Source organism: Rothia nasisuis (assembly GCF_928381405.1).
Lineage (GTDB): Bacteria > Actinomycetota > Actinomycetes > Actinomycetales > Micrococcaceae > Rothia > Rothia nasisuis.
The window spans coordinates 24533-42548 of record NZ_CAKMSB010000011.1 but is presented as its reverse complement, the minus strand read 5'-3'; the positions used below and the strand labels follow the sequence as shown (position 1 = coordinate 42548).

12 protein-coding genes are annotated in these 18016 nt (G+C 49.7%); 3 read left to right on the top strand and 9 right to left on the bottom strand.

All coding sequences use genetic code 11. The annotated features are described in order from the left end of the window. Nucleotides 1-26 precede the first annotated feature (26 nt). From L6966_RS09300 to L6966_RS09275, 6 genes are all read right to left on the bottom strand, one after another. Nucleotides 27-2498, bottom strand: coding sequence for an aminotransferase class III-fold pyridoxal phosphate-dependent enzyme (locus tag L6966_RS09300; RefSeq protein WP_237224742.1), 2472 nt, complete (start codon nucleotides 2496-2498; stop codon nucleotides 27-29). A gap of 10 nt (nucleotides 2499-2508) precedes the next feature. After that, nucleotides 2509-4899 (bottom strand): hypothetical protein, encoded by a 2391-nt coding sequence (locus L6966_RS09295; protein ID WP_237233272.1) that lies wholly within the window; start codon nucleotides 4897-4899, stop codon nucleotides 2509-2511. A 429-nt stretch (nucleotides 4900-5328) separates the two neighbouring features. Further along, complete coding sequence (locus tag L6966_RS09290; RefSeq protein ID WP_237233271.1) at nucleotides 5329-6330, bottom strand: NUDIX hydrolase; 1002 nt, start codon at nucleotides 6328-6330, stop codon at nucleotides 5329-5331. Between the two features lie 118 nt (nucleotides 6331-6448). Continuing rightward, complete coding sequence (locus tag L6966_RS09285) at nucleotides 6449-8680, bottom strand: RNA degradosome polyphosphate kinase (protein WP_237224745.1); 2232 nt, start codon at nucleotides 8678-8680, stop codon at nucleotides 6449-6451. Nucleotides 8681-8782: 102 nt separating this feature from the next. Further along, nucleotides 8783-9796, bottom strand: coding sequence for a mycothiol synthase (gene mshD, locus L6966_RS09280; RefSeq protein WP_237233270.1), 1014 nt, complete (start codon nucleotides 9794-9796; stop codon nucleotides 8783-8785). A 12-nt stretch (nucleotides 9797-9808) separates the two neighbouring features. Further along, nucleotides 9809-10495 (bottom strand): winged helix-turn-helix transcriptional regulator, encoded by a 687-nt coding sequence (locus tag L6966_RS09275; RefSeq protein WP_237224747.1) that lies wholly within the window; start codon nucleotides 10493-10495, stop codon nucleotides 9809-9811. Between the two features lie 130 nt (nucleotides 10496-10625). Here L6966_RS09275 and L6966_RS09270 point away from each other — a divergent pair, with 130 nt between their 5' ends. The 3 genes from L6966_RS09270 to ygfZ all read left to right on the top strand — a co-directional run bounded on the left by L6966_RS09270 (nucleotide 10626) and on the right by ygfZ (nucleotide 13427). Then, nucleotides 10626-11378: a hypothetical protein gene (locus L6966_RS09270; RefSeq protein WP_237224748.1), complete on the top strand. Its 753-nt coding sequence runs from the start codon at nucleotides 10626-10628 to the stop codon at nucleotides 11376-11378. A gap of 238 nt (nucleotides 11379-11616) precedes the next feature. Then, nucleotides 11617-12282 (top strand): heme-binding beta-barrel domain-containing protein, encoded by a 666-nt coding sequence (locus L6966_RS09265; RefSeq protein ID WP_237224749.1) that lies wholly within the window; start codon nucleotides 11617-11619, stop codon nucleotides 12280-12282. Next, on the top strand, nucleotides 12282-13427 hold the full coding sequence (gene ygfZ / locus L6966_RS09260) for a CAF17-like 4Fe-4S cluster assembly/insertion protein YgfZ (protein ID WP_237224750.1): 1146 nt from the start codon (nucleotides 12282-12284) through the stop codon (nucleotides 13425-13427). Before L6966_RS09265 ends, ygfZ begins: the two co-directional genes overlap by 1 nt. Nucleotides 13428-13436: 9 nt before the next feature. Here the strand turns inward: ygfZ and L6966_RS09255 are convergent, their stop codons facing one another. The 3 genes from L6966_RS09255 to L6966_RS09245 all read right to left on the bottom strand — a co-directional run bounded on the left by L6966_RS09255 (nucleotide 13437) and on the right by L6966_RS09245 (nucleotide 17298). Then, nucleotides 13437-13805, bottom strand: a complete 369-nt coding sequence (locus tag L6966_RS09255) for a hypothetical protein (protein WP_237224751.1) — start codon at nucleotides 13803-13805, stop codon at nucleotides 13437-13439. A gap of 252 nt (nucleotides 13806-14057) precedes the next feature. Then, the gene (locus L6966_RS09250) at nucleotides 14058-14633 is read right to left on the bottom strand and encodes a hypothetical protein (protein WP_237224752.1); all 576 of its coding nucleotides are present in this window, start codon (nucleotides 14631-14633) and stop codon (nucleotides 14058-14060) included. A 301-nt stretch (nucleotides 14634-14934) separates the two neighbouring features. Next, complete coding sequence (locus L6966_RS09245; RefSeq protein WP_237224753.1) at nucleotides 14935-17298, bottom strand: glycoside hydrolase domain-containing protein; 2364 nt, start codon at nucleotides 17296-17298, stop codon at nucleotides 14935-14937. Nucleotides 17299-18016: the final 718 nt, after the last annotated feature.

The following is an 18016-nucleotide window of genomic DNA, read 5'->3' as shown; positions in this document are numbered from 1 at the left end:
TCTGTAATTGATAAAGTTGGTATAAACTAATGTGTGTGGGGAAGGTGAAGAACTGTTGACATATCTGCAAGAACTTCGCGAAGAGCATCAATTGTGTATTGTGCTTCCTCCTCTGTTATTGTTAATGGAGGAGTAACTATAATTGTTTTATCAGACTCTCGACTCACGTCAATAAGTATTTGGTGGTCTTGATTGAGTTTAGTTACTATTCGATTAAATTGTATTTGTTCAAGAGTTTTTTCGATTTCCGCTGAGCAAGTGAGAATCATCTGCCCAGTCTGTACTGGAATTTCCTGAAGTAATCGGCGAAGTGCTCCGGGAGAGCGAGCCGTTATATCGGTTAAAGCTGCTTCAATAGCACCTGTCAGCGGATTTGAGAACTGGAGCTGCCAGTACAGTCCGGAACCATAGGATTTGGAGAGAAAGGTAAAATCTTTGAGTAAGTCAATAATACCTGCATGAAAAATTTCCGCTGTGAGCGCTGACTGTGACAGGAAATCAGGTTGTCGGTATAATTCAAGAGCTTGAAGTGAAACTGCGGAACCAAGGTTATATCCAGCTAGTTGCGCGTTCGGTGTTGTGATACCAGGGAGGATATCCGATGCTTGGTGCCAGAGAGTTTCTCGGATACAACTAGCACCAACAGGTAACATCCCTCCAGACAAAGACTCGCCAAGGCATATTATGTCTGGCTCCAGCTCTAACGTGTTTGCTGCTAGAGTACTTTGTGTCCGAAATGCAGTTTTCGATTCATCTACAATTAGGAGCAAATTCATTTGGCGACAGAAATCACGAATTTGAGTAAAGAACTTAACACTCTCTTGAAAGCTTTCCTCCGTTGAGGAATCTACGAAAGGTTCAATAATGAGGCTACCAATATCGGAGGTCACTGCATCAGTTATTGCCTGTAAATCTGGTGGAACTATGTCAAGAGTAGCCAGATTATTCAAGGACACTGATGGCGATAGTTTTCGAAGAACTGGACTTTGAACCTGCAGTATCGACTTACCCCTTGTTGCAACCGTTGCAATATTTATAGCGTTTTGAAGTGCCTCAGCTGCAGAAGTTGTTATTGAAATCTTGTATTCAGATCCAACCAGAGTATCACTGATTGTACGGCATAGCACAGATGTCTCATAAGGTAAAGTTGCATGATGGGTTGAGGAAGCTTTGTCGCCTTCTATAAACGTTTGAAGTGTCTGAATGAGCTCGGGTCGGTTGTGACCTAGAGTAACAGCTCCTTGAGCCGCATCTAAGTCAAGATAAGGTGTTTTATCTTCATATATTTTAGCGCCGTTGGAATTGTCTGCAACCGTATCGATAAAATTGAATCTTTTATGATTGGTTGTTAAAGGGTCACAGTACTTGTGATAATTGTTTAAAGTTTCTTCTTTGACACCTAACCTCGAATTCTGGCTTTTTGTTGAGCGATGGTATGGTTCAAGCTTCTGAATGTCTGAGTCAATGATTACTTCTTCCCAGCTAGCCAGAGGCAATATCGTAAAACCATGTGTTTCTGCAATTTTTCCAATTTCACGTACTTTATCGATGGGCAGATTGCGACCTATAGAAAAAGTTTCGTCACGCCCCTCTAGTCCAAGAATGATGGTCTCAGCGAGGCAAGCATTGATATGACGGTTGACCGTAACTCCAGAGAATGAAGCGCCTATCATTACTTCAGAGTTTGCATTCACAAATCCACCATCAATTGTGAGAATATCATTTCTTCGTGGAGCTGCACGTAAAACATCCCGTGGTAATGCAACATCAACTACAATAGAGCCTGGTAAAAGAAGATTCTCGTCAATGACTCCACCGACAGATGTGGCTGATACGAAAATCTTATTGCGTGAGTAGACTTTTTCTATAGAGTCAAAATATGATACTATCCCGCTGTGTTCTTGTAAATGTTTTTTTAGTGTGCTGGGAGCTGTGCGACCGCTGTGCACTAAATCGATTGAATAACCGTCCTCAAGAAGTAGGCGAGTTATTGCAAGGGCAATTGAACCAGGATATCCGATAACGGCAATCCTAGTGCTCGAGGGAACATTTTTAAGTAACTTATTTACATAGACAAGTGCTTCGTATGCAGCATATGCCGTTAGTGAGTTTCCACTTGTCACAGGAACTAGTGAGTCACGAGCAGTCTGAGTCCCGCGTCCACCAACTATCGAAGTTGTTCCTCCCAAACCTACTAAATCTACACCTTCATTAGCTAAATTGTTGACTGCTTTTACAATAGATTTCTGGGCCGCAGTTACATCCAGCATCATCTCCTCAGCTGTAAGAGGGAAGTGATGAATAACGGCAGAACATTCTGAACCTCTCGCAGAACGAATCGTTGCAGTTTCGGCGAAAGGTACTTGATGTTGTGCAGACCATGTGCTCCTGCTATATCCAGACTCCCCTTCTTCAATCAGTTTGTTTAATAAATCGATTGCTCGGACATGATTTTTTTCGCTAATTGTTGTTGGGTGTGCTAAAAATCCAATTTTCATAATTTTCTCCTCATCCGTGCCATTGATACACCAATGTGAGATAGCTCTTCACCTTGCCAACTTGTTTCGTCGATAAGACTAATGCCATCTCCTCCGTTTGTGTGTGTGCTAAACGTACGTGAATTATGTCAAATGTATCTGACTCTAGCAGGGCATTCCTTATAAGGGTTTCGTCGTACTCAGTCAAATAACTTCTGCGGACTGTAAGATTACCTATTTGTGTGATGCCTGGCATTTGTTTTAAATTAAATAATCTCATTTGGCGTCCACCATAAGTACCGACTCTTCCTTCTTGGTAACTGTTGATAATCGAATGCCCACCGTTCTCAAAGATAAATACTGTGGTGTTTGATACAAAACGACTGTTCCGTCGATCCATGTGTTCAGATATCGAAGGAACTATATCAGGGCCAATAGCTGCTGCTCCATCTCCGATAAAACCGATTATATTATTTTCATCAGAAAGCGCGATTGCAGGAATAGATTGGTACGCGTCACCCATAATTGCTCTACCGAACCATCCGGAAAACCCCCGGCCAGTTCTCGGGATATTACGAATCGCTGAGATTCCACATCTACCTACATCATATACACCTATATATGTGTATCCTTCCTGCTCAATTAGAGTGGAAATTGTCTTTTTCAAATGAGAGAAGAAGTAGTTCGCCGTCATTGGGGATGAGGGAAGAATGTCTCCAATGGCTGTTGTTGGCGAACTGCATAAATCTATGTGAGCAATTCTCTGTTTTTTAATCTGAGAATCAACGTTTATTAGGGGTAGGAGACTTTCAATAAATATTTGAACGGTTGATGTGAGGGAAATATCTGCGCTTGGAGAAATGTGTGAAGAATTATTGGTAACTTGAATAATGCCAAGACGCCTGCGAAGGACTCCTTCTGAGAATGGCGTATCGATTTCGGCGATTCTACTATTGAGGAAGATGTAGGTGAGTTCTTTTTTAGACCGAGGTTTCCCGTTTGAGTGCGTAAATCGGTGGATGGCAGTATTGAAGCCATAAAGACCGAGGGTTCCAATATAGTTTGGAATTCGTTTACCGTTGGAATATTCTGAAACGCTCCCTGGGTGTATCAAAGAATCTGATAATGCAGCTCCTGATAATTCAGCTAGCTCATAAAGCAATGTCCGTTCTTTTTCATTGAGTGGCCCAGCTTGAATTATAATATCCTGATTTTCACTATTAAATATTCTGGCAATTTGTATGAGTTTTCCCCAATCAGGTAATGTGTCATCGTGTGATATGGAGAAATTCTGCTTTTTTGAAGGAGTTTTTATTATTGGTTCACTTGCCTCTAGTACCTCTTGTGTAGCAAGTAAAACATAAGGACCGCCTTGTGTGTGGAGGTGAGCGATAATTTCGGGAAGTTTATTGGGGATTTCGCATGGGTCCTGAAAATATAGAAATGGTAGATGGCGGGCCCGTAGTACATCTCTTATGTCTTCGTCAGCATTAATTGTCGATTGGAACTCAAACCAGGCTGAATCACGTCCTTCTGCGCACACGATTATTCCTTTAAAACCTGATTCCTTTAGATTAGATAGCGTGCCCCGAAACTCATCAAGCATAGCGCTGGTAACGATAATGATTGATGGAGTACCGTTCAATAGCCATCGGGCTAAAGCGCCTGCAGCTAGGCTATGTTCATTTGGTCCCCGGTAAGCATATTGGCCGCGCTGCTCAACGGTTTCTTCTAATACGTTAATTAATGAAGAGACTACCGAACCTGTGTAGTATCTAAAATCCCAACCGTTCGGTGCCACACAATCCATAACCGTCTCCAGGTAGGTTGCTAGCGCGGTACCGGGTCGCGCCCTAGTTTGTGAGTTATTATTTGATTGGAACTGAAACTGTTCTGTAAATGCGGCGATTACTTGCGCGCTGAGAACTGAAGGGTTATCTGGAATTTGGAAACAATCATATTCACGAAGTGTATACGGCAGAAATCCCTCGTTGGTGTCAGAGTAATAAAGACGAACCGAACCTGTGTTTGTTCCGAATGTGATTGATTCTGATGCTGTGGCGCGAAACTCGTGGAGCTCGTTAAGATGGCTGTCGATTGCAAGATTTGTTTTTTGCTTTATTGCTGACTCATGAATGATGGTGAGAATAACTTGATCTGAGTCATTAAAGGCCTCAAACCTCTCTTGCAACGCATTTAGGGAAGCTACGGAAACTACTTTTATCTTTATTGGTCGCCCCTGCATCACTTGGTTGATAAATCTAGACGCTCTGGAGATAACAATTTTTTCAACAGATAGTGTTGTTTGGGTGTTATTTGTATCGTGATTTTTTTGGCCAAGGCAGTCTGAGAGCTGCTGAAATGATGTTGTTATAAGCTCAGTGAATCTTTGGTTGTCTGAGACGATTGCTACGATTATCATTCTGGCCCAGCCCCTTCGAAAGCTACGGGTTGGCTTGCTCTGCCACCGGTTGGCATGTTGTTGAGAGTCAATAGCTACAAAGCCTGTCTGCGATTAGTCTGCACTAAAGTTGGTTGGTTGACCAACTATTTAAAGTCTCTCTGATTTGCTCTTCGCTGTCAATGAAAGTTGAAACTTAACTTAAAAAGACTAGAAAAAGCAGATAGGTTTACGGTCGAGTTGCTGGCTCAGAACCGGCTTAAACCGCTTAGTGGAGCGCGAGTGGAAAATATGGAGGCTTATTCATAAGGGTAGCGGCACCTTAGGCTCCATCAAGTGTGAGCCCGGGGCTCGAGAAAGACCCTACGAATAAGCCTCATGGAATAAATTCCACCGTTCGTGTCCTGAGGAAAACTATAGAAGCAACCCCGAAGCCTCGCTCTAGCCAATCTAATCGTCAAAAGGCTTGATTTGTTCCAGAGAGATCACGGTCTTGGGGTGGGCAACCGAGACCTGAAGCACCCACATCTCACCGGGCTTAAGGTAGGGGTCACTGGTGGGTAGATGGGGGCGTAGCCGCTTACCCAGCTGCCCGCCAAAGACCTCAAGCACTGTAGGTAAGACAGGCCGGTGGGTGCACAGCACCACAGACTTATCCCGCTTCTCAAACAGAGATTCCACAACCTTGCGGGTCTGCTTGGGGGAGCGGGCATGGTGGGCTTCAGTCAGCGCCCGCTTCTCTTTAATAGAAATCCCAAAGGCCTTGGAATAGGGGTAAACAGTCTGCATACAGCGCACCCACGGAGAAGAAATAATACGTTCGGGAGCCCAGGCCTCAAGCAGACGCCCTACAGCCAGCGCCTGACGCTTTCCCGTAGCAGCCAGGGAGCGCTCCCCTTCAGCGCCAGCCCAGCTAGCGCGCGGCTTAGCCTTGGCATGGCGCACCACAATCACCGGGCGGGTCCTGAGATTCTGCTCTTTCTCTAGACGCAGGAGGGCATCAAGCGGCTCCTTGTCAGTCGAATTAGTCAACATGGCGCGGGCCTGCTTAGGGCTGACCCAGCGGAGCTTATCAACCTCTCCCTCATCTGCCGCGGCCTTCTGGCCTACAGGGGCCTCCGCCGCCCAATAGTAGACCTCCTTGGTTTTTCCCTTGACCTCATAGGCAGTGACCGCCAGCGGGGCACCGAGAATAACAGTCAGCCCAACCTCTTCTCGAATCTCGCGCACGGCCGTCTCGGGGAGAGTCTCACCCGAATCCTGTTTACCTTTAGGCCAGGACCAATCATCGTAGCGGGGCCGGTGGATGATGAGCACCTGCACCTGATCGTGGTGCCTGCGCCAAATAATGGCACCGGCTGCATTCACCTCCGCCCGGTTATGGTGGCCTCGGGCCAGAGAAAGGGCTCCATCGTGGGTATGGGCAGCGTAGAAAGTCTCTGTGTGCGGCATGTGGAAGCTCCGTGGGGTGGGCATCGGGATGTCCTTGAGTTAACCAAATATTAACCCAAGGACATTCTATAACCGAAGGGTTGCGACCGTGGAACACATACGGACGCCGTTGGGTGCTTTAGGAGCGCTTATTGCGCTTTTGAGACCTGCTAGCCAGGTAGTAGGCCTGCACATCGCGCAGGGGCTTCCCGTCCGCTGACAAGTGGTGGCGCTCCCAGGAGCCATCTGCGCTCAGGTGCCAGTTGCTGGTCTTCTCGGAGAGGTAGTTATCGAACATGTCGAGCAGATAGGCAATGTGGGCGTCCGCTTTAACATGGACGAGAGCTTCGACTCGGCGGTCAAGGTTGCGGTGCATCATGTCAGCCGAGCCGATATAGACCTTGGGGCTGCCCGCATTTTCGAAGGTGAAGATGCGGGAGTGCTCAAGGAACCGACCCAGAACAGAACGTACCTTGATGTTATCGGAGAGCCCGGGAACGCCGGGGCGCAGAGCGCAGATACCGCGCACTACAACGTTGACCTCAACACCGGCCTGCGAGGCACGGTAGAGCGAGTCGATGATGGCCTCATCGACCATGGAGTTGCACTTAATCTGAATCTTGGCATCGTGGCCGGCTTTCTTGTGCTCGATTTCCTTATTGATGTTGTCAATCAGGCCCGAGCGTAGAGAGCGGGGGGCGACCAGCAGCTGCTTGTAGGTGGTTTTGGGGGCGTAGCCGGAGAGCTGGTTGAAAAGACGGGAGACGTCCTCACCAATCTGCGGGTCGCAGGTAATCAGCCCCAGATCTTCGTAGAAGCGAGCGGTGGAGGGGTGATAGTTACCCGTGCCGATATGGCAGTAGCGGCGTAAGCTCTCGCCCTCTTTGCGAACCACGAGCGAAAGCTTGCAGTGGGTTTTGAGGCCTACAATGCCGTAGACCACGTGCACGCCAGCGCGCTCAAGCTTGCGCGCCCACTCAATGTTAGCCTGCTCGTCAAAGCGGGCCTTGATTTCAACAAGGGCCAGTACCTGCTTACCGGCCTCAGCGGCCTCAATCAGGGCGTCCACGATGGGGGAGTCACCCGAGGTGCGGTAGAGAGTCTGTTTGATAGCAAGGACGGCGGGGTCGGCGGCTGCCTGCTCTAAGAAGGCCTGAACGCTGGTGGCAAAGGAGTCGTAGGGGTGGTGCAGGAGGACGTCGTGGTCGCGGGTGGCGGTGAATACGTCGGCTGCCTTAGAGGTCTCGTTCGCGTTGAGCCAGCGGGAGGTATGCGCGATGTGCTTGGGGTAGTGCAGGGCCGGACGGTTGGTCTTAGCGATGTCTGAGAGGCCTCGCAAATCGAGCGGCGCGGGTAGCTTGTAGATTTCGTGCTCGTCAATGCGGAGCTCTGAGACCAGCAAATCGAGGATGTTGGGGTTGATGCTGTCTTCAACCTCCAAGCGAACAGGGGGGCCGAAGCGGCGGCGTAGCAATTCTTTTTCAAGGGCCTTGAGCAGGTTCTCGGCGTCGTCCTCTTCGACCTCAAGGTCTTCGTTACGGGTGACGCGGAAGGCGTGATGCTCAATGACCTCCATGCCCGGGAAGAGCACATCGAGGTGCTCGGCGATGATGACCTCAAGGGGGATGAAGCGGACCTCCCCCGAGGAGGATTTAACCGACCGGACTCCGCCTACGGCTACCATGCGCTCAATGGTTTCGGGGACCTTGAGACGGGCAAAGAGTTCCTTGCCGGTCTGGGGGTTGCGGACGATCACGGCCAGGTTCAGCGACAGGCCAGAGATATAGGGGAAGGGGTGTGCTGGGTCAACGGCTAGGGGGGTGAGGACGGGGAAGAGCTCGGTGCGGAAGAAACGGGAGAGCCTGCCCTTCTCTTCGTCGGTCAGGTCGCCCCAGCCTACAATGCGGATATTGGCTTCTTCAAGCTCTGGGTAGACCTGGTCGTGGAAGACTCGGGCCTGGCGCTCCTGTAGGGCGTGAGCGGCTACCGCAATTTCTTCCATCTGCTCTTCGGGCGAGAGCCCGGCGGCTGAGGGTACCGCAATGCCGGTGGCGATGCGGCGCTTGAGCCCGGCTACGCGCACCATGAAGAATTCGTCGAGGTTACTGGTGACGATGGAGAGGAAGTTCAGGCGCTCTAGCAGGTAGAGGTTGGGGTCTTCTGCCAGTTCGAGCACGCGGGTGTTGAAGTCGAGCCAGCTGATTTCGCGGTCTAGAAAGCGGTCGGTGCCGAAGTCACCGGCCAGGTTGGGTTGCTTGATTTTTTCGCCCACATCGATGCGGTCTACGCGGGTTTCTGCGCGTTCAATCTTGTTGATGTCACCACCGATGTGGGGGTGGGTATGAGCCTGTTCGGGTGGGGTATGTGCCATGCGGGGTACCTTTCTTCTGGTGTGGTTCTGTCTATATCTTCTTGTCTGCGGGCCTGCTGGCGCAGGTTGGGCCAGTGGGAGCCTCACCCAGCTCAGCGAACGTCAAGCATGCGCGGAGCTGAGATTTGAAGGGGTGTATTGCCTATCGACAGTGACGGGGGTGAACCCCAGGGACCTATAGAGTGAAAAGGCTGCGGTGTTCTCTGCATCGACGTAGAGCACGATGCGTTCGAGCGGGCGGTCTTGCCCGTCGCGAGCCTGCGCAAGGTAGGCCATACCCGCCAGAGTCAGAGACCGGCCCAGGCCCTGCCCCTGCCAGGTGGGGGCGATACCCACGGCGTAGACCTCCCCCTCGGGGCTGGCCCCGGGCACTGTTTCTCCCTGGTCAGTGGGAATTTTGGTCCAGTGGAACCCAGCCACCTGCCCTGTGGCGTCCTTAGCCAGCAAGAAGCCCTCCGCGCGGAACCAGTCGGTGCGCACTCGGGCCGCTAAATCGTTTTCAGTGAGCCTACCCTGCTCGGGGTGGTGGGCAAAGGCGGCGGCGTTGACGGCTACCCAGGCCGGGCCGTCGGCCTCGGTAAAGGTAGTGAGACTCAGACCGGCAGGGAGCGGGTGCTGTGTAGCTTGAGCAAGGACGCTCGGGCGCCCCTGACCGGTCAGGGGCAGGCCCAGCTTGTAGAGTTCGCGCACGGGCTCCCACCCCAGGTGCTTAGCCAGCGCCTGAGCAGCCAGGGTATGAGGGGCCTGCGCATCGGAGCCACCGTGAACCCAGGCGCGCAAAGAGTCAGCGGGCACATGCGCCGCCGCAGACTCAACTAGCACACGCCCCGCTCCCTGCCCCCGCGCACCGGGATCTATGGCTGCCTCTAACACCCAGGTGGCTCCCTCGCGGATGAGCGCAGCAAAGCCCACCGTTGCACCACCTGCGGTTACCTCAAAAAGTCGGGCCCCGACGTCCTGCCCCGTAGCGGCCTTACCCACCTCAACGTGGGCCTGCTCCGAGAAAGCTGCCACACCGTCAGCGCGTTGCACCGTAACAGCTAGTGCCTCAAACTGCCGAAGCACCTGAGCTGAAAAAGCGGGCTCACTCACCACAAAAGTCTGCACAGGGCTCACACCTTCCTCTTCTTACCGCGTATCAGATCGCTGAGAATTAAAGCTATAACCGACGTTGCGTACCGTCGTAATGAGCTGCTCATGGTCGGGGCCCAGCTTGGAGCGCAAACGGCGAATATGCACATCAACCGTGCGTGTACCACCGTAATAGTCATAGCCCCACACCTCAGACAGGAGCTGAGCACGCGTGAACACCCGCCCCGGGTGCTGCACCAAAAACTTCAACAGCTCAAACTCCTTGTAGGTCAGGTTGAGCGGTGAACCCTGCAAACGAGCCGAATACGAGGCTTCATCCACAGTGATGCCACCCACCCGAATCACTGTCTGCTCAGGTTCAGCCTCCTCAAGAGACTGGGATGCCAACAAACGTAGCCGCGCTTCCAACTCAGCTGGCCCCACAGCCTCCAGCACAATATCGTCCACCATCCAGTGCGGTGCCACAGCGGCCATACCGCCCTCTGTCAACACCATCAGCAGGGGAGACGAAAAGCCAGAGCCCTTCAACAGTTGCGCACAGTTGCGCGCCGCAACCAACTGTTCACGAGCGTCCACCATCACCACGTCAGGCCCAGCGCCCTGCACCATCGCAACAGTAGAACCCAAAGGCAACACCGATACCTGATGCGCCAACAAACCCAGAGACTGCGCCACATCAGAGCCGTCTGCCGAAGAATCACTCAACACGACAATATGTAGCACGCTCGAACACTCCTTGAACACATCAACTCCTGACCAGTATAAAACGTAAGCGCACAGACGTTGATAAACAGGCTCGTAATACGGGAAGATATAGAGAAACCCACCACACACTGAGAAGACACCCCCGCTCTTGAGTATCAAAGATCAACACAACACCAAGGCGATTCGCACGTTCGTCCCCGAGCTCAATCGCCTGCACCGAGCCCGCCAAAAAACTGTCTACGAAGGCCCCCTTGGGCGGATTGGCACCACCCGTCGCTCCCGCTATGCCCTGGTCGCTGTCTCAGGGATCACTGCCCTGATCGTCCTTGTTGCCGCTGCCGCGCTCTCACCCGCTTTGGCCGCGCTTGCCGGGCTTGGGGCCGTCCTGCTCATCGCGGGCGGCTGGCCCGCAGCAACCGGCATCGCTGAGCTCCGGGGGCGTACCCGCATCACCACCCACTCAGTTATCGTGCTCCTTGCAGGCCTGGCCTCGCTGCTCTATTCCTGGGCTAACCCCGGTGACTCACCACTGGCTTTTCTACCGGCTATAGCGGCTGTTGGCGTGGTAGCTAGCTTCATCGCTGAACTGACCCGCGGTGAGGGTGCGGTAGGGCGCCTGGAATCGGTAATTAGCTGCGTTTCAGGTGTACTGGCCTCGGTCTCCGTTGCAGGCTGGGTTGGGCTCGCTATCCTGGCTCAGGACGTTGATACCGCAGCGCCCGTGGTCTTGATTGGTTTGGGCGTGGGGCTGCTCCTGGGGCTTATCGGTATCCGTGTTATTTCTGCAGGCCCTAAAGAGGGCCCCCGCCGGGGGGCCGTCACCCTTGGCGTAACACCCGTAGCTTTTATTGGCGTCATCGCTTACGTGTGTGCGATTTTCCTCACTCGCGTGATAGGCTAGGCCACATGAGTATTCTTGCACTAGAAATTTTCTTCCTCGTCCTGCTCGGTCTGGCAGGTCTGGCAATTTTTACCTGCATTGGGTTTGTGCTCACCGGCCTCTTTCGCGGCCAGAAGTAGCCCCCGAAGCCTCTAACCTTGCGGCCCCCGCTCGTTGGTGAGCGGGGGCCGATTCGTGTGCAGGTACGCTCACCGCTAAGCCCCTGCAGCCGGTTGACCAGGGCACTAAACTGGGGTACATGGCTATAGAAATCCCCACCAACCTGACCCCCGAACTCGTGCCCTTCTCCTGGCTACTAGGCACCTGGGAGGGCACCGGCTCCCTCTGGTATAAAGGCGCGGAGCAGACACCTTTTGGGCAGGTTATTTCCTTCTCGCAGGACGGCCTGCCCTTTATCGAGTACCGCGCCGAGAGCTTTCTGCTTGATGACCAGGGCCAGAAGCTTCGCCCCCTGACCGTTGAGACCGGCTTCTGGCAGATTGACCGCCCCCAGGTCGATGGCGACGTGGGCCCGGGCCTTGTGCCTGCTGACGTAGTGCCCGTGCACAAGGACGCTGAGTCGGTTGAGTCTTTGCGCAATGAGGACGGTGGCTTCAGCCTGCTAGCTACCATTGCCCACCCCGGCGGTCTGACGGAGAACTACGTGGGTATGGTCAAGGGCCCGGTGGTGCGCATGCAGACCGGCAACATGCTACAGGATGACATCACCAAGGAATACGCAGGTTCTGTGCGTCTTTGGGGCCTGGTCAACGGCAATCTCATGTGGGACTGGGAGACCGCTAACCCCGAAACCCGCAAGCTTGAAAAACACGCCTCAGCGGAGCTCCGCAAGACCTCGTCTATGACTGGGGACGATTTGGGTACCACCATGTTCGGCGGCGAAAACCTTGTAGGTGACGAGTAATGACAGGCTACCGAAGCCCCCTGTTATCTCGCCCCGGTGCTTTTGAGGCGTCCGGTGCGGATGCCGGGGTTGCCGCCCACTACGGCGACCCAATGGCCGAGCAACGAGCCCTGGCTCGCCGTGCCCAGCTCACCTTAGTGGACCACTCCAACCTGGGTGTGGTGACGGTTGCGGGCGAAGACCGCCTGAGCTGGCTGACCACCCTCTCAAGCCAGGTTCTTACCGATATGGGGGAGGGCGACTCCACCGAGCTTCTGCTGCTGACCCCGCAGGGCCGTATCGAGTTCGCTGCCTTCGCTGTGGAGAAGGACGGCGCGGTCTGGCTGATGACCGAACGAGACCAGGCTGCGCCCCTGACCGACTATCTGAACCGCATGAAGTTCATGCTGCGGGTTGACATCACCGACCGCACCGAAACCCACGCGGTGCTGGGCTCCACCCTGGACCCGCGCCAGATTGAGGGGGCGGACGCCGTGCTAGCAGGAGGTACCGTCTGGGCCGACCCCTGGGGGGCCGGTATTGCCCCTGGCGGCTACACCTACGCGTCCGCTGGGGAAAACGAACACCCGGGCTCTGCCTATCGCCGCTACCTGACCATTGTTCCTGCCCACCGCCTGCTCGATGCGGTAGAGGGGGCTAAGCTGGCCGGGGCTTGGGCCGCTGAGGCCCTGCGCATTGAGGCCTGGCGCCCGCGTGTGGGTATAGATTCTGATGAGAAAACCATTCCCCACGAGCTTGATCTGCTGCGCACCGCTGTGCACCTGGAGAAGGGCTGCTACAAGGGCCAGGAGACCGTGGCCCGCGTGCACAACCTGGGCCACCCGCCCCGCCGCCTGACCTTCCTCGATTTGGACGGCTCCGAGCACACCCTGCCCGCTGCCGGTTCTGCCGTGATGAACGGTGAGAAGAAAGTAGGAACCGTGACCTCGGCGGCCCTGCACCACGAGGCCGGGCCTATCGCTCTGGCCGTGCTCAAGCGCTCGGTTGACCCGGCCGCCACCCTGCGCGTGGTCGACGGGGGAGATACGGACGCCGACGGCAACCCCGCAACCAGCCAGTACGCCGCCGCCCAGACCGTGATTGTTGCTCCGGACGCCGGCCAGGTGGCCGGGCGGCGAAACATGGGAGACTTCTTACGGGGCTAGAACTGGGTTCTAGCTACATACGGTTGGCCGGGGCTTTTGCAGGTTGCCTTCGCTACCGGTGAGATTCTTGTTGTTATCGCTGATTTGGCGCACGATAGCTGGGGCATCATTGATGGAGCGCACAGTTTGGATTTTTTCTTCCTGGGTCATGCTGTCGACGGTGGCAATATCTTCTAGTTCTGCAAAAGAACTGCCTGAACAGAGAATGTCGTGGTAGGTGGCGATTTCTTGTTCGGTGAGTTGGGCTAAGGCCTGGGCCTCGTCAGCTACTGGCTCATAGGGGTCGATGCTGGGCAGGGACTCCATGACGCTGGTAGCTGGGGCCTCAGCGGGCGGCGCGGCACTGGTTTGAGAAGAGCATGCTGAAACGGTCGACATAAGAATAAGTGTGCATAGAGGAAGATAAAATTTTTTCATAGATCTATCCTTCGGGGTAGGCTAAACATATAAAGATGAAATCCGAGGCGAATTAGGATTTATTTATTAAGATGTATGGAATCTGATCACAATGAATTTAATTGATGAATATTTCTGGGTACATCTTCACGCAAGGAGATTTACGAGATTTCTTTATAGATATTCACGCATTTTAACATAACGGTTAAGAATGTAGAATTGCTGACTATCTATTTAATTTAAGTCAAAATTATAATTTTTATCGGTTAAAAGTAGTTTAGACGTATCAATGGATGCCTTTTCAACAATAAGGCTGTCAGGACCACCTTTAATTTGAAAATATCCAGGTTCTGGGACTAAAAAATCACCACCCCAAATAACTGAATCTCCCAATTTAGAAATTATGTTGCGAATTGCAGAAATTTGATTAGGATATAATGAATCTAGACTCCCAGGAGGGAATTTATCTTTTTGAATGTAAATAGCAGTTCCTGAAAGATAATTATTGTTGTAGCTATTTAAATCACCATCGTATGAAGAAAATGATATAATTTCCCCGTGTTCTAAGGGCTCCACCTCGTAGTTCCATTTTCTTAGGACATAGCTAAGAATATTGGAAGGCATACCCTCAGCTAAAGTCACGTGCGCACCGCAGCCCTCAACTTGTAACTCCTTAGCAGCAGTAAGTAACGGCCACCCATTATCTGAAGTAATTATATCTTTGTCTAAGGCGAATGAACTATCGAATCCTAGGTTTAAAAAAATCGAAATCGGAGGAATTGTTAAAAAAGTACGTCTGTCTACTATCATAATTAATCACCTTTGGAATTCTTTAATATAGAAATAAATAAGAGTATGGATGGTATAAATGATAGGGGTAAAAGTAAATTAATCCAAAGAGGAAAAATATTTACTTCTCCTGGGTTGCAAATAATTTGAACAGGGTATAGCGTATTTGGCTGAGGTGTATGAAGATCGTCAAAGCCTGCTGTTTTGCAGGAGTAGTTAATGTCAAAAATATAACTAAATCTTGCCCCAGATATGAAAAGAATCGCTGTTATTATTGTTAATATGCAGATAAAACCAAAAACTAATACCTTCCACTTATTCATTACACAATACCACATCTTATTAATAATGCATCTACAAACCCTTGCACGAAATCATCTAGCACGTCCTTTTCTAACAATTCCGGTAATATTACTCCGTAAGCGAAGGAGGTTCTTGCGAAAACGATAACAGGGTCGTAATGTGAAATTAGCATGTCAGAAACAATATTTTTTGCATTTTCTGCGTTGATAAAGCGCGTATTCCAGAAATCTATAAAACGATTTTTGCGATTATTATTACTGTAGACGTCTTTGATTACAGTATTTATTGGAAGTTTATTTTGATTTATTTGGGTTGCAATATACAAGGCATCCGCGTCACATAACAAATCAGAAAACCCAAAACTAGAGTTATAGCCGGGGGTTCCTAAATTGTCGATACAAAATTTATACCCTGAGGGATAACTATCAATATTTCTACGCCATTCTTTATAAAATGTTAATAAATCTCCGCCCCATCCGAGTAGATCACCTGCATTTACTTTTATCAATTTTCTTTGGTCGGGTACAGTAAAATTCAGATGGCCCTGAATAGAAGCTATGAGATGCTGAGTATCTATTGGATATCCAGTTACAGGGTCAATTACATTCTCTACAATACTGATGCCCTTGAAATCAGCGAAATCTATAAACGATTTATTGCTCTCACCAAGTATGGCTTGCCACTGCAAATCATTGTAATTGTCTTTCCTATAGTATTGGCAAACAAGTGAATTTGAGTAACTAGTATCATTATTTGAAAACTTGCTTGCAAGTTGATATAATTCATTGATACTTTTAACAAAATCAGAAGCTAGAACCTTGGGAGCATTAATTGTTGATTGTCCAGGGTCTCCCCCTATCCTACGCCAATCTACATTATCTAAATCGAAATTTCCATCCTTGGATGGGATATTTGATGTTTCTAAGATTTGGTTCATAGACCAATTTTGAGGTAGTGGAAAGCCGAGATTTCCCGAAAATCCCCAGGACATTCCAGAAACGTATGAATATCTTGCATAAGTAAACTGAGTTACATTAATACATACATTTCTTGACCCATAGACACCATGATAATATTTGTTACCTTTCTCTGTAAGTGCAGATACAACCCCCCGGAAATATGGAATTATATTACGACTAATGTCTTCCTGAGTTGCATCGTAATCAACTGCAAAATAGATTGTAGTCCCCCAGTTAAACCCAAATCCCTCAGCGAGTGAGTGTGCTTTTAAGCCATGCTGGTACCCTTTTTCGTAAGTAAAATCTTCTAAGCGTCTCCCATTGTCCTGAAAAATTGGCATTACGCTCATGCCATATTTAAATATTCTATCTAATTCACCTGGTTTAATATTTTTATTTAGATCAATATATCCTTCAAGGGCTGGAGGATTGTATAAGTAACGACCTATTACTTTATAGCCAGATTGTTTTAAGTACTCAGCTTTCGCATCTGTAATTTCAAATCGGGTGTCGCATCCTTCTACTTTACGATTCGCATCCCCCATTGAGACTAGAAGCTGTGCCCATGTCTGGTAATCTGAATGTCCAGTTTCAGGTAGTTGTGAAAACTTTTGAAAATTTTTGACAAAAATAGTTAAATTTGAATCCCATTTGGATTTAAATGAAGAATAAACTTGATCAGAACTTCCAGCAGCTACAGATATATCTGATGGTACAGGCTCATTGAAAACACAAGCAGCAGAAAATAGCTGGACCAAAATTCCCTCTGATCCTTCTCTAAGCATTGTTTTCTTTAAAGCAGATTGTGTTCCAGGTCCAAATGCTCCTGTAGGCGATGGTACCGAAAGTTCATATTGAAGCGCTAACATAAGAGATTTTTGGACGTCTCTTGAATATATTCCATCAGCCGGTCCAATAGTGAAATTTTCTTTAAGGTTATACCTACTATTTAGCCATCTTTGGATATCGCGTATTTTTGATTTTCCACCTGGCATGAGTGTATAAGCATCCATATTAAGCAAACATCTAAATAGCTCAGCAGAAACTTGACCAGATTTTTCAAGCCCCATATTGTGTTGCATTTTCATAATGGAAGCTGCAGTTATGGAATCAAATATTCCAGCTTTAGTGTCACCTCCCCAGTAGCCTTTGCAAAAGAGTGAATGCTGGATTATTCTAATAATATTTTTATTTTTATTCCATCCAACACCAATTAGCCCAAGGTTTTTCAACCTTGATTTTGTCGAAGGTCCAAATGCGGCAGCTAGAGTCTGAATTCCTAGCTCATGTTGCAAACCATATAGTAGTGAATGCATCGTAGCCCAACCAGTTTTCCCATTTTCGGGACAATTTTTATAGTGAGATACATGTGAATAAGTACTATTAGCCCATTTTTGTGCTTCTAAAACTTTCGGATCTGACATATGTTATCCTAATATCTGAATAGTTAAACTTTGATTGAAAATAATTTATTTAAGATAGTTAGGCTTCCGCTGATTAAAACTTTTTGGTAATTTAGATTAATAACGATTAAAATTTATAAGCTTATTCATAAGGGCGATGAAGTGGATTTACAGCAAAACTACTGGTTTGGATGCTGGCATGAATCGCTATAGTGGATGAAGTGAATCAGGTGAGAGAGCCGCAATGAGCGTAAGACTGCGGTGCCGCTTATGAATAAACCTGGTAAATGGGATGTTTAATGAAGAAGCTAAGCAACTTATTGCTTATGTGCTTGCTTACCCTAATGCATACCGCTCTATTTTGACAACAGTCGGATAAACGTTGTGTCCGTAATTGGAGACTGTTGGTGCGAAATAAAATTCTTGGTTAGTATTTTCTCTCCAGACAGTCCACGATAGTGCAGAAGGGAGTGGGGTCATGGGCGGGCGGTAAAGAGACCGAGCTTTGCTTCGCCCTGGTGACAGAGACATAACCCCGCTGATGTTTACATCGAAGACCCCCTTGTTAGCGTACTGAAGTAGGGCACCTCGGTCTGTCCTGACCTGGTATGTGCTACGAAGCGAACTCGCTACGGTGTTGTAACGGTTTAGCTGATTGTAAGGAACTTCATCTGAGCGAGTCCTGATGTCCTGAGTGATTTTTTGCTGGCTTGAAAGTGTTTGCAGGTTTTTAATCTTT

Excerpts from the sequence above, each read along its gene's own strand:
- L6966_RS09300 (WP_237224742.1), bottom strand. The coding sequence starts at position 2,498 with ATGAAAATTGGATTTTTAGCACACCCAACAACAATTAGCGAAAAAAAT.
- L6966_RS09295 (WP_237233272.1), bottom strand. The coding sequence starts at position 4,899 with ATGATAATCGTAGCAATCGTCTCAGACAACCAAAGATTCACTGAGCTT.
- L6966_RS09290 (WP_237233271.1), bottom strand. The coding sequence starts at position 6,330 with ATGCCGCACACAGAGACTTTCTACGCTGCCCATACCCACGATGGAGCC.
- L6966_RS09285 (WP_237224745.1), bottom strand. The coding sequence starts at position 8,680 with ATGGCACATACCCCACCCGAACAGGCTCATACCCACCCCCACATCGGT.
- L6966_RS09265 (WP_237224749.1), top strand. The coding sequence starts at position 11,617 with ATGGCTATAGAAATCCCCACCAACCTGACCCCCGAACTCGTGCCCTTC.
- ygfZ (WP_237224750.1), top strand. The coding sequence starts at position 12,282 with ATGACAGGCTACCGAAGCCCCCTGTTATCTCGCCCCGGTGCTTTTGAG.
- L6966_RS09255 (WP_237224751.1), bottom strand. The coding sequence starts at position 13,805 with ATGTCGACCGTTTCAGCATGCTCTTCTCAAACCAGTGCCGCGCCGCCC.
- L6966_RS09250 (WP_237224752.1), bottom strand. The coding sequence starts at position 14,633 with ATGATAGTAGACAGACGTACTTTTTTAACAATTCCTCCGATTTCGATT.
- L6966_RS09245 (WP_237224753.1), bottom strand. The coding sequence starts at position 17,298 with ATGTCAGATCCGAAAGTTTTAGAAGCACAAAAATGGGCTAATAGTACT.